We start from the raw sequence: 16,205 nt of genomic DNA, 5'->3' as shown, positions 1-16,205 counted from the left end.
AATTAAAAATGACAATAGATTTAATATCAGATACAGTTACAAAACCAACACCTGAAATGATGCAGGCCATGCTAAATGCAAATGTTGGTGATGATGTTTTTAAGATGGATCCTACAGTAAATGCATTAGAGCAAAAAGTGGCAACTCTTTTCGGAATGGAAGATGCACTTTTTTTTCCATCTGGAACTATGGCAAATCAAACTGCAATAAAATTACATACACAACCTGGAGATTTGGTTATTTGTGATAAATATGCACACATATATAATTACGAAAGTGGAGGAGTAGCTTTTAATTCTGGTGTAACTTGTAAATTGATTGATGGTAATAGAGGAATGTTTACAGCAGCACAAATTGAAGAAATCGCCTCTGCAAAACCACAAATCTATCTGCCCAATACCAGTTTAATTTGTTTGGAAAACACTACTAATAAAGGAGGTGGTGCATGTTGGGATTTTAAAGAAATTGAAAAGATTCATAAAGTTGCCAAAAAGAATAAATTAAGTTTTCATTTAGATGGAGCACGTTTGTTTAATGCTTTAGTTGCTAAAAACGAAACTCCGAAACAATATGGAGCTTTGTTTGATACCATTTCTATTTGTTTCTCAAAAGGTTTAGGAGCACCCATTGGTTCTATGTTGATTGGTAGTAAAGAAATGATGCAAAAAGCTTTGCGTTTGCGTAAATTGTTGGGTGGAGGAATGAGGCAGGTTGGTTTTTTAGCAGCTGCTGCAAATTATGCATTAGACAACCATGTAGAACGATTGGCAGAAGATCATAAAAAAGCAAAAGAAATTGCTGCTGTTTTAGAAACATGTTCCTACATCACAAAAATAGAACCTGTAGAAACAAACATCTTAATATTTTATGTTGATGATAAAATAGGAGCAGATCATTTTATTGAGAAAATGGCGAAAAAGGATATCTTATTAACGCCAATGGGCGAAGGTAAAATTAGAATTGTAACCCATTTAGATTATACAGATGCAATGCATGAAATTTTACTAAAAGAACTTAAAAACTTCTAAAAATAAAAAACTCCTTTGCCAAGCAAAGGAGTTTTTTATTAGTTTTCGTTCAGTTTAAGAAGCTCTTTGTAGTTCTTGTTTAATTTCTTTAAAAGAATTCCGTAAACCAGTTTATAAAACAACCAAAGCAATACCAAAATAATAAATAAGGCTATAACTTGACTAATAACAGTAATTGTAATTACTTGTTTAATGTCTAAAGCTAAGTTATCAGGATTCATGACTTTCATTAGCTTGTTATTATCAGAAAACATAATAACATTTAATATAATACTTCCTAAAAATACAGTGGCTAGGTTGTAGAAAACGTAATATTTAACGGTTTTTCTAATTTTTAAGATTCGATTAATTAGTTTCTTGGTATTATCTACTAGAGATACACGTTTAAAATTCACGTAAAACAGGTATAAGAAAATAGCGATTACTACATAGTGTAGAATCATAAAGAAGTTTAAATACTCCATTAAATCTAAGTCTTCATACACTTTATAGAAACTATCAGGAATAGTTAAATTAATAGCACCCCAAAAAATAAATTCTAAAATACCAATTATAAAAATCCATTTTACAATAGATGAAGATTTGGAATGCGCCATCTTGTAGATTTCTACACTAGAAACCTTATTTGATTCCTCTGGTTGATTCTCCCAGGCTTTTTTGTAATTGTCTAATACATCCATAAACTATGGGTTTAGTATGTTTTTTAATTTCTCCTTAGCTCTGTTCATTTTAACTCTTGCATTTACAGAAGTTATTCCTAACGTTTCAGAGATCTCTTTATAGGGCTTATCTTCCAAGTAAAGAAAAATAAGGGCCTTATCAATATCATTTAATTGATGCACAGCTTTATACAAGGCTTTAAGCTGTAATTCTTCTGTATCATCATAATCTTGTGACTTTATTTTGTATGCAAAGTCACTTATATCTTGTGTTTTAACTCTTCTTGTTGATTTTCTATATAAAGAAATTGCAGTGTTTAAGGCAACTCTGTACATCCAAGTACTAAATTTAGAATCTCCTCTAAACTTTGGATAGTTTTTCCAAAGTTGAATGGTTATTTCTTGAAACAAATCATTATGAGCCTCTCTATTTGTAGTATATAATCTACAAATTTTATGCGCAATATTTTGATTTGTTTCAAAGTCCGATAAAAATTTAGCCTCTAAATCTTTCTGCACTTCTTTAAATTAGTTAGTTAACTATAGGTAGCTTAAATTATTAATTTGTTACATTTTTCTTAAAAAATATTTTAAGAGCGTTATTTTTTGTAAATTTGTTTAACTCAAATAGATATAAATTGAACAATATAAAGCAAGATTTTACAATTAAGGACCTTGAAAACATTTCTGGTATCAAGGCACATACAATTCGAATTTGGGAAAAAAGATATAATCTATTAACGCCAAAAAGAACCGAGACAAATATAAGATTTTACACACCAGAGAATTTAACAAAGCTTCTAAATATCGTTTTATTAAACAAAAACAACTATAAAATTTCTAAAATAGCTGCAATGTCTGATGATGAGATAACTTCTCAATCTCGTGAATTGGCCTTTAGTATTGCTACTAATGATGAAGCTATTAATACCTTTAAAGTTTCTATGTTTCAGTTTGATAAAGTGTTGTTTAACAATACTTATCATAAATTGTTACATAAAAAAACCTTTAGAGAAATTTTTAAAGATGTGTTCATTCCGTTTTTAGATCATATTGGTTTGTTGTGGCATACAGAAACTTTACTACCTGCTCATGAGCATTTTATATCTAATTTAATAGCTCAAAAAATACAACTTAATACAGAAAAACTGCAGTATAGTATTAGTAACACGAATAAAACTTTTGTTTTATTTCTTCCGGAAAACGAAATTCATGAATTAGGTTTACTATATTTAAACTATGAGTTAGTGTTAAGAGGTTTTCATACCATTTATTTGGGGCAAAGTTTGCCTTTAAATAACTTGAATTATTTCTTAGAAGGCGATAGAGAAATTTGTTTTATTTCTTCCTTAACTATTCAGCCTTATGATGATAAGGTAGAACAATATTTTAGTGAAATAGGTGAAGTAATGCAAAATACCAACAATCAATTTATAGCTGTTGGTAGAAAAATTGAGAAGATTAAGCACTTAGAATTGAATGATAATATTAAATTGTATGATTCAATACCTGATTTGTTAAAAGTCTTATAAAAAAATAATAAACTTTATAAACTGTTTAATTAATATTTATATTTGTTGAACAAATATTTTCCATGGGTAAGAATATCTATATAATTGGTTCTGGTTTTTCTTCTTTAGCAGCATCTTGTTATTTATCAAAAGAAGGTTATAATGTTACTGTATTAGAAAAAAACGATACGCTTGGAGGTAGAGCTAGGCAGTTCAAAAAAGATGGTTTTACTTTCGATCTTGGACCATCTTGGTATTGGATGCCAGATGTTTTTGAGCGATTTTTTGCAGATTTTGGTAAGAAGCCCTCAGACTATTATACGTTAGATAAATTGAGTCCTGGTTATGAAGTCTACTTTGGAGAAAACGATTCTATTAAGATTTCTGATAAATTAGAGGAAATTTACGAATTGTTTGAGAGTGTAGAAAAAGGCAGTTCTAAGCATCTGAAGTCATTTTTAGATTCAGCTAAGGCAAATTATGATACTGCCATAAAAGATTTGGTTTACAAACCAGGGATTTCTCCTTTAGAGCTGGTAAATTCTACCACTATTGCAAGAGTTACTCAATTCTTTTCAACAATCAGAAAACAAGTTCGTAAGAATATAAAGAATGAAAAGCTTATTGAAATTTTAGAATTCCCAGTATTATTTTTAGGTGCAAAACCAAGTAATACTCCAGCTTTCTATAATTTTATGAATTATGCAGATTTTGGTCTTGGAACTTGGCATCCAAGAGGAGGAATGTTTAAAGTGGTTGAAGGAATGGTTTCATTGGCAACTTCTTTAGGTGTTCATTTTCAGGTTGATGCAAACGTAGAAAAAATTATTACTGATGATAATAATGCTGTTAAGGGTTTACTAGTAAATGGAAAAGAAATTAAAACTGATTTGGTTTTAAGTGGGGCAGATTATCATCATACAGAAACCTTGTTGAACGACAATTTAAGACAATATTCAGAAAAATATTGGGCTAAGAAAACTTTTGCACCATCTTCATTATTATTTTATGTTGGTTTTGATAAGAAAATAAAAAACGCGAGTCATCACACATTATTCTTTGATACCGATTTTGACAAGCATGCAGAAGAAATTTATGATCAACCTAAATGGCCTACAGCACCTTTGTTTTATGCCAACTTTACTTCGATGACAGACAAAACATCTGCACCAGAAGGTAAAGAAGCAGGTTTCTTTTTAATTCCTTTAGCACCTGGAATTGAAGATACAGAGGAGTTGAGAGAAGCGTATTTTGAGAAAATAATGAACCGATTTGAAAAATTAACAAATCAAGACATTAGAAAAAGTGTTATCTTTAAACGATCTTTTTGTGTAAAAGACTTCGAAGAAGAATATAATTCTTACAAAGGCAATGCTTATGGAATGGCAAATACGCTGTTGCAGACTGCTTTTCTAAGACCAAAAATAAAAAGTAGTAAAGTAAGTAATTTGTATTTTACTGGTCAGTTAACAGTTCCTGGTCCAGGAGTTCCTCCAGCATTAATATCAGGTAAAATAGCATCAGATTTAATTAATAAAAATCACAAGTAACATGAAAGAATTATTTGACAGTGTCTCTAACGATTGTAGCAAATTGGTTACAAAAAGTTATAGTACTTCATTCTCTTTGGCTGTGAATATGCTGTCACCAAAAATTAGAGCAGACATTTACAATATCTATGGTTTTGTTCGTTTTGCAGATGAAATTGTAGATACATTTCACGATTACAATAAAGAAGAGTTGATGGCTCATTTTGAACGTGATTATTACATGTCTAAAGAACAAGGAATAAGTTTAAATCCTATTTTAAATTCATTTCAACAAACTGTAAACAGGTATAACATACCAGAAGAAATGGTTCAGGCTTTTTTGAAAAGTATGAAAGCTGACTTGCATAAAACACAGTATGAAACGAAAGCAGAGTATGATGAGTACATTTATGGATCTGCAGATGTAGTTGGTTTAATGTGCTTAAAGGTCTTTGTAGATGGTGATGAAAAAAGATACAATGAGTTAAAAGATGCTGCAATGCGTTTAGGATCTGCTTTTCAGAAGGTAAACTTTTTACGTGATTTAAAGGATGATTTTGAATTGTTAAATAGATCTTACTTTCCTAATGTAGATTTAGGGCAGTTAAATGCCATTTCTAAACAACTTATTATAGATGAAATAGAAGCCGATTTCGATTATGCGTATACACATGGAATTTTAAAATTACCTGTGGAAGCTAAATTCGGAGTATACATGGCTTACAGATATTACAGAAGATTACTAAAGAAACTAAAAGCTGTACCATCAGAAAAAATTATGGATACAAGGATTAGGATTTCTGACCCAATGAAAATAAATTTGTTGGCTAGAAGTTATGTGAAATACAAATTGAACATTATTTAGTATGCTCCTTTTAGTTACGTTGGGTGTTTTTTTGTTGATGGAATGTATAACTTGGTGTACACATAAATATGTGATGCACGGTTTTGGATGGTATTTGCATGAAGATCATCATCAGCCTAAATACAATGGTTTCGAGAAAAATGACGCCTTTTTTGTAATATTTGCAATACCAAGCATGGCATTATTTTATTTTGGTAGTTACGATAATTACAATTATTTAACTTTTGTTGGTTTAGGTATATTATGTTATGGAATCGCCTATTTTTTGGTACATGATGTACTAATTCACCAACGTTTTAAATGGTTTAAAAACACCAATAATTGGTACTTAAAGGGTTTGCGTAAAGCACATAAAATCCATCATAAAAATATGGGCAAAGAAGATAGCCAATGTTTTGGAATGTTATTTGTACCTTTAAAATACTTTAAACAGTATAAAAACTAGTACCGCTTTTTTAAATCTTATTTTACTTTATTTACTTTGAACTCATCAACAAAAAATTACGATTATATCATTGTTGGTGCTGGTGCCTCTGGTTTAATGATGGCCTATAGGATGAGCAAGGATGCTTATTTTAATAACAAGAAAATTTTAATTTTAGATAAAGTAAAAAAAACAGGAAATGATAGAACTTGGTGTTTTTGGGAAAACAAAAAAGGTGATTGGGATGCAATCTTAAACCACTCTTGGGGGTCAATCATATTCAAAGGCGATAGAATTGCTAAAACTTTATCAATTAAACCTTATCATTACAAAATGATTAGAAGTACCGACTTCTATGATAAAATATGGGTCGAAATTTCCAAGCATGAAAATATTGAGTTCAAAACAGAATCTGTTAAACAAGTACAGCAAGAAACCAATTTAGGTAAAGTAATTACGGAATTGAGTACTTACAGTTCTCAAAATGTAATTAACAGTATTTTATTTTCTGATGCTTATAAAAAACAAGAGCAATATCCAGTTTTACAGCAACATTTTGTAGGTTATTTTGTAAAAACAAAATCTCCTGTTTTTGATGATTCGTCAGCTACTTTTATGGATTTTACAATTCCGCAAAAAGGAAATACGAGATTCATGTATATATTGCCATATGCAAAAGATGAAGCGCTTTTTGAATATACTTTATTTTCTAAAGATCTTTTAAAGTACGAAACTTACACAGACGCGATAAAAGAATATCTGCAAGAAAAAAATATTACAGATTATGAAATTATAGAGAAGGAGCAAGGCTCTATACCAATGACATCGTTTAAATTTTGGAAATCAAATTCCAAAAATATCATTCATATAGGTACTGCAGGTGGTTGGAGTAAAGCTAGTACAGGTTTTACTTTTAAGAATATCGATAAGAAAACAACCAATTTAATACAGCATTTAAAACAACAGAAGCCATTAAATACATTTTATAAAACCAATCGTTTTTGGTTTTACGATTTACTTTTGTTGGATATTTTATCACAGAAAAACCAATTAGGAGCAGTCATATTTTCTAAAATGTTTAAAAGTATATCTCCTCAACTAATTTTTAAATTCTTAGATGAGGAAACAAACTTTGCAGAAGAATTAAAAATATTCTCTAAAATGCCAACTGTTTTGTTTTCTAAAGCTTTATTAAAGCGACTATTTTAAAGGATATTTGGCCTTAATTTTATCTAAGCCTAAATTGTGAATGCTACCTAAATGTGTATGTTGCTTGCCTAAATCTGGTTTGTATGTTCCTTCTTGCACTTGGCCACCAATTTTTTGATAAGCTTCTCTAAATGACATGCCCTCAACCACTAAATTATTAATAGAATCTACCGTAAATAAATATTGATATTTCTCATCATTTAAATCAATATCTTTTACAATTACTTGTTGAATTGAGTAATTAAAAATGTCTAATATGTCTTTTACATCTTCAAAAGCAGCAATGATATTTTCTTTCAATAGTTGAAAATCTCTATGATATCCTGTAGGTAAATTGTTTGTTATTAATAACATTTCTGAATGTAAAGCTTGAATTTTATTACATTTTCCACGAATTAATTCAAACACATCAGGATTTTTCTTGTGAGGCATAATGCTACTTCCTGTAGTTAATTCATCAGGAAAAGAAATAAAATTAAAATTTTGGCTCATATACAAACATACATCCATAGAAAAACGCGCTAATGTATTACATAAACCTCCTAATGCAGCAGCAATTGAACGTTCACTTTTACCTCTACTTAACTGAGCTGCAACTACATTATATTTTAAAGTTGCAAACTCTAATTCTTTGGTGGTTAATTCTCTATCAATAGGGAAGGAGCTTCCATAACCTGCAGCAGAGCCTAAAGGGTTTTGGTCTACAACTTTAGAAACCGTATTTAGTACATATACATCGTCAATTAATAACTCAGCATAAGCAGAAAACCATAACCCAAAAGAAGATGGCATTGCCACTTGTAAATGTGTATAGCCAGGTAATAATGAATCTTTATGTGTTTCTGCAAGATCTAACAATGTATCAAAAAGTGATTTTACTTTACCATTAACAATAGCTAAATTTTCTTTATAATATAATTGTAATGCTACTAAAACTTGATCATTTCTAGAACGTGCTGTGTGTATTTTTTTACCAACTTCACCTAGTTTATTGGTTAATTCCCATTCAATTTTGGAGTGAACATCTTCAAAAGAAGGTTCAATGACAAATGTTCCTTCTTCAATATCTGTAGCTAATTCGTTTAAGCCTTTTTTTAAGTCAGCTAATTCATTAACTGTAATAATACCAATAGATTCCAGCATTATTGCATGTGCTATGGAAGCTTGAACATCATATTTTGCAATATGCATATCAATTTCTCTATCATTACCTACTGTAAAATTTTCTATTTGTTTGTCTATAGAAAACCCTTTATCCCAAAGTTTCATAATTTTAATTTTATTGTTTTAGAATTACTCTATTAAGCAATTCTATATAAATTTTTATTCCTTCTTCAATTTCTGAAATGTATATAAATTCGTTTGCAGAATGAGATCTTGTACTATCTCCAGGTCCTAATTTTAAAGACTGGCAAGTTAACACAGATTGATCTGAAAGTGTGGGAGAGCCATAGGTTTCTCTACCCATTGCAATACCCGCTTTTACCAAATCATGATTTGAAGAAATAGAAGAAGAGTTTAGTCGTAAACTTCTAGGAACAATCTCTGAGCAAGGAGATTGCTCTTTTAAGATAGTTGCAATTTCTTGATTTGAATACGCATCATTTACACGAACATCTACTACCAAATCTACGTGAGCAGGAACTACATTATGTTGTTTACCTGCGTTTATTTGGGTTACAGTCATTTTTACATCACCTAAAGCCTCAGAAGATTTTTTAAATTTAAAATCTTTGAACCACTGTAAAACTTCGATTGTATTGTAAATAGAATTGTTATTATTTGGGTGTGCAGCATGACTTGGTGTGCCCTCAACTTTGGCATCAAAAACTACCAAACCTTTTTCAGCAACTGCTAAATTCATTAAGGTTGGCTCACCAACAATGGCAACGTCTATGTGAGGAATAATGGATAACATGCTATTTAATCCATTAGGGCCTGAACTTTCTTCTTCTGCAGAAGCTACCATAACCAAGTTATAATTTAAATTTTCATTGGCGTAAAAAATGGTAAATGTTGCAATTAACGAAACCAAACAACCACCTGCATCATTAGAGCCTAAGCCATATAATTTATCTCCTTCTACAATGGCTTTAAAAGGATCATTAGTGTAAGCAGAATTCGGTTTTACAGTATCGTGATGAGAATTTAATAGTAATGTTGGTTTGCCTTTTGTAAAATGTTTATTTGTAGCCCAAACATTGTTTTTGGTTCTATTAAAAGGAATATTAAACTCTTGAAACCAAGCTTCAATTAATGCTGCAGTTTGTTCTTCTTCGGATGAAAAAGATTGCGTTTCAATTAAACTTTTTAAAAGTGAAATTGCTTTTTCCGTTAATTTATCTATAGTTATCATTATAAGGTTATGGTTGTATAATTATTGTTTTCCTTCGTTAACATTGATGCATTACCAATATGAACTTTTGTAACTCCGTTTTTTAGGGCATCAAAACAATTGTCTAATTTCGGAATCATGCCATCTGAAATGACACCTTTTTGAAGCAAGTCTTTATAAGAATTATAATCTATGTTTTTAATTACAGATTCTTTATCATTAAAATCTTTTAAAACGCCATTTAATTCAAAACAATAATAAATGGATGTTTCATAGATTGCACTCATACCTGCTGCAATTGTACTTGCAATGGTATCAGCATTTGTGTTTAATAATTGTCCTTTTCCATCATGTGTTATAGCACAAAAAACAGGTGTAAAGTCAGCTTGAAGTAATTTATTTATGGAGTTTGATGCGATTTGTTTTACATCACCTACAAATCCGTAATCAATTTCTTTAACAGGTCTTTTATCAGACTGAATACTATTAATGTCTGCACCAGTTAAACCAATTGCATCCTCTTGAAGCGCTTGCAATTTAGCAACTATATTTTTGTTTACTAAACCGCCATAAACCATAGTTATAACTTCTAAAGTCTCTGCATCAGTAATTCTTCTACCATCAATCATTTTAGAGGCAATGCCTAATTTTGAGGCAATGTGTGTTGCACGTTTTCCTCCTCCATGAACCAATATTTTTTTACCTTCTATATTTGAAAATATGGAAAGGAAAGTATTTAAAGCTTGTTCATCTTCAATTATATTTCCACCAATTTTAATTATGGATAATTTAGTTCTAGACATTCTCTAATATTTTTTTCAGCACCAATTGTGCTGCATAGGTTCTATTGTTTGCCTGTTTTATAACTAAAGAATTATCGGAATCTAAAACAGCATCTTCTACTACTACGTTTCTTCTTACAGGTAAGCAGTGCATAAATTTTGCATCACCAATTTTGTCTTTGGTGATGGTCCAATTATCATCAACATCTAAAATTTCTCCATAAGATTCATAAGAACTCCAATTTTTAGCGTAAACAAAATCAGCATTTTTAAAAGCTTCTTCTTGATTGTGATAAATAGGTGTGTCCTTTGTAATTTCTTTGTTAAGATTATATCCTTTAGGATTTGCAATAACAAATTCAACATCCATTTTTTGCATAGCTTGTGTAAAACTATTCGCTACTGCATGTGGCAAAGGTTTTATATGAGGTGCCCAACTTAAAACCACTTTTACCTTTTTCTTCTTGCAATTTTCAGATATGGTTATTGCATCTGTTAAGCCTTGTAAAGGATGACCTGTAGCGCTTTCCATACTTATAATAGGCACTGAAGCATGTTTTACAAATGCGCTTAAAACTTGTTCAGATTCATCTTTTTGTTTGTCTGTTAAACTTGGAAAAGCTCTTACAGCAATTACATCACAATATTGAGAAACAACAGCAGCAGCCTCTTTTATGTGCTCAGCTGTAGAACCATTCATAACTGTACCATCTTCAAATTCAATGCCCCAAGCATCACCAGAAACATTCATCACTATAGGCTCCATACCTAAATTTAATGCAGCTTTTTGAGTGCTGAGTCTAGTTCTTAAACTCGAATTAAAAAATAATAATCCTAAGGTTTTATTTTTACCAATTTCGATATTTTGAAGCGGATTTGCTTTTAATTCTTTGGCTTCAGCTATCCAATCATTGATATCTGAAATATCATTTATAGAAGTGTACTTTTTCATTATAACTCAGATTTTAAAGCATCAAAAAATGCATCTACATGTTCTTTTTTTAGTGTTAAAGGAGGAAGAATTCTTAACAAATTAGGATTCTTTGCACTCCCTGTAAAAACATGTTGATTGAATATTAGTCTTTTTCTTAAGTCTGCAATAGGTGCATCGAACTCTAAACCTAACATTAAACCACGGCCTTTTATATTTTTAATTTCAGGAATGCTTTTGGCTTTCTCAACAAAGTATTTTGAAATCATCTTTACATTTTCCATCAACTTTTCTTCCTCTATCACTTCTAAAACAGTTGTGCAGGCAACAGAGGCTAGGTGATTTCCACCAAAGGTTGTACCTAATAAACCAAAAGATGCTTTTATATTTAGGTGAATTAGAATTCCGCCAATAGGAAATCCATTACCCATTCCTTTTGCAATTGAAATAATATCAGGAGTAACTTTAAATTTTTGGAAAGCGAAGAAATCTCCAGATCTACCAAAACCAGATTGCACTTCATCTGCTATAAAACAGGTATTGTATTTTTTGCATAGAGCGTCTGCACCTTCATAAAATTCAGCTGTACTTTGGTCTAAACCACCAACACCCTGAATAAATTCAATGATTACAGCACAAACATCGTTCTTTCTTAATGCAGTTTCTAAACCTTTTAAATCGCCCAACTCTAAAATTTCTACTTCTTGTTGTGCATTTAAAGGCGCAATAATTTTTTGATTATCTGTAGCTGCAACTGCAGCAGATGTTCTACCATGAAAACCATTTTTAAAGGCAATAACTTTATGTTTCTGATTGTGAAATGAAGCTAATTTTAAAGCATTTTCGTTGGCTTCTGCACCTGAATTACATAAAAATAACGTGTAATCTTTACAGCCAGAAAGTGAAACTATTTTCTTTGCCAAATTAGACTGTAGAGGATTCTGAATAGAGTTACTATAAAATCCCATTTTTGAAACTTGATCAGAAATTGCAGCTACATATTTAGGATGCGAATGCCCAATTGATATTACTGCATGACCACCATACAAATCTAAATATTGAGTATTATTCTCATCGTATACAAAAACATCTTTTGCTTTTACTGGGGTAATATCGAACAAAGGGTAAACATTAAATAAACTCATATTTGTTCTTTTTTAATATTGTTAATTTTATTGAAAGATGCAACCATACCTTGAATTAATGAAGAGCTTAAACCTTTATGTTCCATTTCATTCAATCCTTCTATAGTACAACCTTTAGGTGTTGTTACTCTATCAATTTCTTCTTCAGGATGATTGCCATTTGTTATCAATAAATTGGCTGCACCTTCACTGGTAAACATGGCTAATTCTTGTGCCTCTTTTGCATCAAAACCTAATTGTATAGCTGCTTGAGTTGTAGCACGAATTAAACGCATCCAAAATGCAATTCCACTTGCACAAACTACAGTTGCAGCTTGCATTTGAGATTCTGGTATACTTAAAGAATGGCCTAATCTATTAAAAATAGCTTCTGCAATTGGTATTCTTTTTTCTCCTTGTGTATTGCTACATAAACAGGTCATAGACTTACCAACAGCAATGGCTGTATTTGGCATGGCACGTATTATATATTTATCTGCACCAATTTCTTCTTCAATTTGCGGAATTAAGAAACCGGTTATCGTAGAAATTACAACATGCTTTTCTGTTAAATGAGGTTTAATATCTTTTAGAATATTTTCAAAATGTGCAGGTTGCACTGCAAAAATCAATATATCAGAATTTTTTACTGCAGTTATATTGTCTATGGTTAAAAAGACGTTTGAATATCCATCAAATTCAGCAAGTCCTTCAATATTTCTTTTGGTTAAGTATAAAGATGTAATTGCATTGTTGGTGATTAAACCTTTGGCAATTGATTTACCTAAATTCCCTGTACCTATAATTGCTATTTTCATTTTTTGTATTTCAGAGTTTTAAAGTTGAAATTTTTCAAAAGTTAAAACTGTTAATAATTAGATACTGAAACAAGTTCAGTATGTAAAGCTTTTGCAGGGCTTAAAAATAATTTGCCTTTAATTTTAAACCTGTATCTTCTTGAAAACCATACATCAAATTCATGTTTTGAATGGCTTGACCAGAAGCTCCTTTTAATAAATTATCTATCATACTAGTGATTAATAATTTTTCACCATGTTTTTCTAGTTGAATAAAACAATTGTTGGTATTCACCACTTGTTTTAAAAATAAATTTTGGTTGGTAACAAATGTAAAGGCAGCATCTTTATAGTACGCTTCATACATTTTTATGACTTCCTCTAGAGGTTCATCACATTTTGTGTATGTAGTCGCAAAAATTCCTCTTGAGAAATCGCCTCTATTTGGCATAAAATTTATCTCACTTTTAAAATCAGATTGTAACTGATGAACTGTTTGGTTTATTTCGCCTAAATGCTGATGATTAAATGCTTTGTAATGGGAAAAATTATTGTCTCTCCAAGTAAAATGCGTAGTTGCAGTTAATGACGTTCCTGCACCAGTTGCACCAGTTACAGCATTAATATGAACATCATTTTTTAATAATCCATGAGAAGCTAAAGGTAAAATAGCCAACTGTAAAGCTGTAGCAAAACAACCGGGATTCGCAATGTAATTAGTAGATTGAATTGCTTTTTTGTTTAACTCAGGCAAACCATAAACAAACTCTTTACCCTCAAAATTTTTATCGTCAAGTAATCTAAAATCATTACTTAAATCTATAATTTTTGTATTTTTTGAAAAGCTGTTTTTTTGTAAAAAAGCAGTTGAATTTCCATGTCCTAAGCAAAGAAACAATACATCTACATCAGCATTTATTTCGCTTGAAAAACTAATTTCTGTAGCTCCTATTAAATCTTGATGAACTTTATACAATTTATTGCCAGCATTAGAAGTACTAAACACAAAATTGATATTTGTTTTTGGGTGATTTAATAATAAACGTATTAATTCACCTGCTGTGTAACCTGCACCACCAATTATACCTACTTCTAACATAATTATGAGTTTACTTGTTGATATATTTTGTTTTGATTACCAAGAATCTTAATAAAACCTTTTGCATCATCTGCAGACCAAGCTTTATTCTCTTCACCATAAGTACTGAACTTACTTGACATTAAATCGTGTTTAGAAACGATACCATCTAGTGTAAAGTGATAAGGTTTTAAAGTAACAACTACATTACCAGAAACCATTTTTTGAGAACTTTGCAAAAAGGCTTCAGTATCTCTCATTACAGGGTCTAAATATTGTCCTTCATGCAAGTGCATTCCGTAAAAACTAGACAGATATTCCTTATGTTGTAATTGCCATTTGGTAAGGGTGTGTTTCTCTAATAAATGATGAGCTTTTACCACAATTAGTGCAGCAGCTGCCTCAAAACCAACTCTACCTTTAGTACCAACAATTGTATCTCCAACATGAATATCTCTACCAATTGCGTATTTAGAAGCAATTTCATTTAACTTTTCGATATTTACCTCAGGAGCATTTTCTTGATTATTTAAAGCAACAAACTCTCCATTTTTAAAAGTCAATGTAACTTTTTCTTCACCTTCTTTTATCAATTGAGAAGGATAAGCCTCACTAGGTAATGGTTTTTCTGATTCTAAAGTTTCTACACCACCAACACTAGTTCCCCAAAGACCTTTGTTTACAGAGTATTTTGATTTCTCCCAATTCATATCTATGCCCTCAGCTTTTAGATAATCAATTTCTTCTTGTCTAGATAATTTTTGATCTCTGATTGGTGTAATAATTTTAATTCCTGGAGCAAGCGTTTGAAAAATCATATCAAAACGAACTTGGTCATTTCCTGCACCTGTACTTCCATGAGCAATATATTCTGCATTTATACTTTTAGCATATTCAATGATTTCTATAGCTTGTATAATTCTTTCAGCACTCACAGAAAGTGGGTAAGTAGCATTTTTTAATACATTACCAAAAATTAAATATTTTACAACCTTATTGTAAAAGGTAGCTACAGCATCTATATTTTTATAAGTAGTAACCCCCATTTTATAAGCATTACGCTCTATATTTTTAACTTCATTTTCAGTAAAACCACCTGTATTTACACTTACTGCATGTACTTCGAATTCTTTCGATAAACTTACAGCACAATAAGAAGTGTCTAAACCACCACTGTAAGCAATAACTAATTTTTTCATTTTTTATCTTTTTTTAGAAACAGATTTTGTTTCATTGATTTTAATCTTTTAAATACGTTTTCTTTAACCTCTTTTGATTCTGATTCATCTTGATTTTTAGGATCAAAAAGCATTCCTGTACACAAACACATTTTTCTTTCTGTTCTTGTTAAAATATCGAAGTTCTTGCAGGTTTGGCAGCCATTCCAAAAGGTTTGATCATCTGTTAATTCAGAAAAGGTTACTGGTTTGTAACCTAAATCGCTATTTAATTTCATAACAGCTAGACCAGTTGTTATGCTAAATACTTTTGCATCTGGAAACTTGGTTCTAGAATGTTTAAAAATGACTTCTTTAATCTGTTTTGCTAAACCAATATTTCTATAATTAGGATGAACAATTAAACCAGAATTGGCTACAAATTTTCCATGACCCCATTGTTCTATGTAACAAAAGCCAGCAAAATTATCGCCATCTAAAGCGATAACAGCATTACCATTTTCCATTTTTTTGGCAACATATTCAGGTTTTCTTTTAGCAATACCTGTACCTCTAACTTTAGCAGCTTCAGCTATAGTTTCGCAGATGATGTTGGCATAAATAATATGCGATTTATTTGCAATAACAATTTGCATTGTATTGATTTGTTAAGGTTTGAATTATTTTGTAAAGTTTTGAAGTGTGGAATTGGACGCACCTAATTCCTAAGAATTATTAAACACCCAAAGGGCGCTCAGAGAAAGAGCGACGCACAA

17 protein-coding genes are annotated in these 16,205 nt (G+C 30.8%); 6 read left to right on the top strand and 11 right to left on the bottom strand.

Annotated features, from left to right (window positions below):
* Positions 1–8: 8 nt before the first annotated feature.
* Positions 9–1,028 (top strand): low specificity L-threonine aldolase, encoded by a 1,020-nt coding sequence (locus MED152_RS02675; protein ID WP_015480311.1) that lies wholly within the window; start codon positions 9–11, stop codon positions 1,026–1,028.
* A gap of 38 nt (positions 1,029–1,066) precedes the next feature.
* Here the strand turns inward: MED152_RS02675 and MED152_RS02670 are convergent, their stop codons facing one another.
* Positions 1,067–1,708 carry a hypothetical protein gene (locus tag MED152_RS02670; RefSeq protein ID WP_015480310.1) on the bottom strand — a complete coding sequence of 214 codons (642 nt, stop codon included), beginning with the start codon at positions 1,706–1,708 and terminating at the stop codon, positions 1,067–1,069.
* Between the two features lie 3 nt (positions 1,709–1,711).
* On the bottom strand, positions 1,712–2,206 hold the full coding sequence (locus MED152_RS02665; RefSeq protein WP_015480309.1) for an RNA polymerase sigma factor: 495 nt from the start codon (positions 2,204–2,206) through the stop codon (positions 1,712–1,714).
* Positions 2,207–2,325: 119 nt separating this feature from the next.
* On the opposite strand from MED152_RS02665, the gene MED152_RS02660 reads away from it, so the two are divergent.
* The 5 genes from MED152_RS02660 (at position 2,326) to MED152_RS02640 (ending at position 7,225) form a co-directional block, all read left to right on the top strand.
* Positions 2,326–3,219, top strand: coding sequence for a MerR family transcriptional regulator (locus MED152_RS02660; protein WP_015480308.1), 894 nt, complete (start codon positions 2,326–2,328; stop codon positions 3,217–3,219).
* A 62-nt stretch (positions 3,220–3,281) separates the two neighbouring features.
* Positions 3,282–4,748 carry an NAD(P)/FAD-dependent oxidoreductase gene (locus MED152_RS02655; protein WP_015480307.1) on the top strand — a complete coding sequence of 489 codons (1,467 nt, stop codon included), beginning with the start codon at positions 3,282–3,284 and terminating at the stop codon, positions 4,746–4,748.
* Between the two features lies 1 nt (position 4,749).
* On the top strand, positions 4,750–5,592 hold the full coding sequence (locus MED152_RS02650; RefSeq protein ID WP_015480306.1) for a phytoene/squalene synthase family protein: 843 nt from the start codon (positions 4,750–4,752) through the stop codon (positions 5,590–5,592).
* A gap of 1 nt (position 5,593) precedes the next feature.
* Positions 5,594–6,037 (top strand): sterol desaturase family protein, encoded by a 444-nt coding sequence (locus MED152_RS02645; protein WP_041383323.1) that lies wholly within the window; start codon positions 5,594–5,596, stop codon positions 6,035–6,037.
* A gap of 36 nt (positions 6,038–6,073) precedes the next feature.
* On the top strand, positions 6,074–7,225 hold the full coding sequence (locus MED152_RS02640; protein ID WP_015480304.1) for a lycopene cyclase family protein: 1,152 nt from the start codon (positions 6,074–6,076) through the stop codon (positions 7,223–7,225).
* Here MED152_RS02640 and argH read toward each other — a convergent pair.
* The 9 genes from argH to MED152_RS02595 all read right to left on the bottom strand — a co-directional run bounded on the left by argH (position 7,217) and on the right by MED152_RS02595 (position 16,085).
* Entirely contained in the window at positions 7,217–8,494 is a 1,278-nt protein-coding gene (argH, locus tag MED152_RS02635; protein WP_015480303.1) for an argininosuccinate lyase, read from the bottom strand. The two genes, MED152_RS02640 and argH, sit on opposite strands and share 9 nt — an antisense overlap.
* 10 nt (positions 8,495–8,504) lie before the next feature.
* On the bottom strand, positions 8,505–9,578 hold the full coding sequence (locus tag MED152_RS02630) for a M20 family metallo-hydrolase (protein WP_041383810.1): 1,074 nt from the start codon (positions 9,576–9,578) through the stop codon (positions 8,505–8,507).
* Positions 9,579–9,580: 2 nt separating this feature from the next.
* The gene (gene argB, locus MED152_RS02625) at positions 9,581–10,363 is read right to left on the bottom strand and encodes an acetylglutamate kinase (protein WP_015480301.1); all 783 of its coding nucleotides are present in this window, start codon (positions 10,361–10,363) and stop codon (positions 9,581–9,583) included.
* Entirely contained in the window at positions 10,356–11,294 is a 939-nt protein-coding gene (locus MED152_RS02620; protein ID WP_015480300.1) for an N-acetylornithine carbamoyltransferase, read from the bottom strand. The genes argB and MED152_RS02620 overlap by 8 nt, the downstream gene beginning before the upstream one ends.
* Entirely contained in the window at positions 11,294–12,418 is a 1,125-nt protein-coding gene (locus MED152_RS02615) for an aspartate aminotransferase family protein (RefSeq protein WP_015480299.1), read from the bottom strand. The genes MED152_RS02620 and MED152_RS02615 overlap by 1 nt, the downstream gene beginning before the upstream one ends.
* Positions 12,415–13,215 carry a pyrroline-5-carboxylate reductase gene (gene proC, locus MED152_RS02610; RefSeq protein ID WP_015480298.1) on the bottom strand — a complete coding sequence of 267 codons (801 nt, stop codon included), beginning with the start codon at positions 13,213–13,215 and terminating at the stop codon, positions 12,415–12,417. Before proC ends, MED152_RS02615 begins: the two co-directional genes overlap by 4 nt.
* Positions 13,216–13,315: 100 nt before the next feature.
* A complete protein-coding gene (gene argC / locus MED152_RS02605; RefSeq protein WP_015480297.1) occupies positions 13,316–14,293 on the bottom strand; it encodes an N-acetyl-gamma-glutamyl-phosphate reductase in 978 nt (325 codons plus the stop codon).
* Positions 14,294–14,295: 2 nt separating this feature from the next.
* Positions 14,296–15,471, bottom strand: a complete 1,176-nt coding sequence (locus tag MED152_RS02600; protein ID WP_015480296.1) for an argininosuccinate synthase — start codon at positions 15,469–15,471, stop codon at positions 14,296–14,298.
* Positions 15,468–16,085 carry a GNAT family N-acetyltransferase gene (locus MED152_RS02595; protein ID WP_015480295.1) on the bottom strand — a complete coding sequence of 206 codons (618 nt, stop codon included), beginning with the start codon at positions 16,083–16,085 and terminating at the stop codon, positions 15,468–15,470. The genes MED152_RS02600 and MED152_RS02595 overlap by 4 nt, the downstream gene beginning before the upstream one ends.
* Between the last annotated feature and the right edge of the window lie 120 nt (positions 16,086–16,205).

Source organism: Polaribacter sp. MED152, from assembly GCF_000152945.2.
Taxonomy (GTDB): domain Bacteria; phylum Bacteroidota; class Bacteroidia; order Flavobacteriales; family Flavobacteriaceae; genus Polaribacter.
The sequence above is the reverse complement of the archived record's forward strand: the minus strand, read 5'-3'. Positions and strand labels throughout refer to the sequence as shown.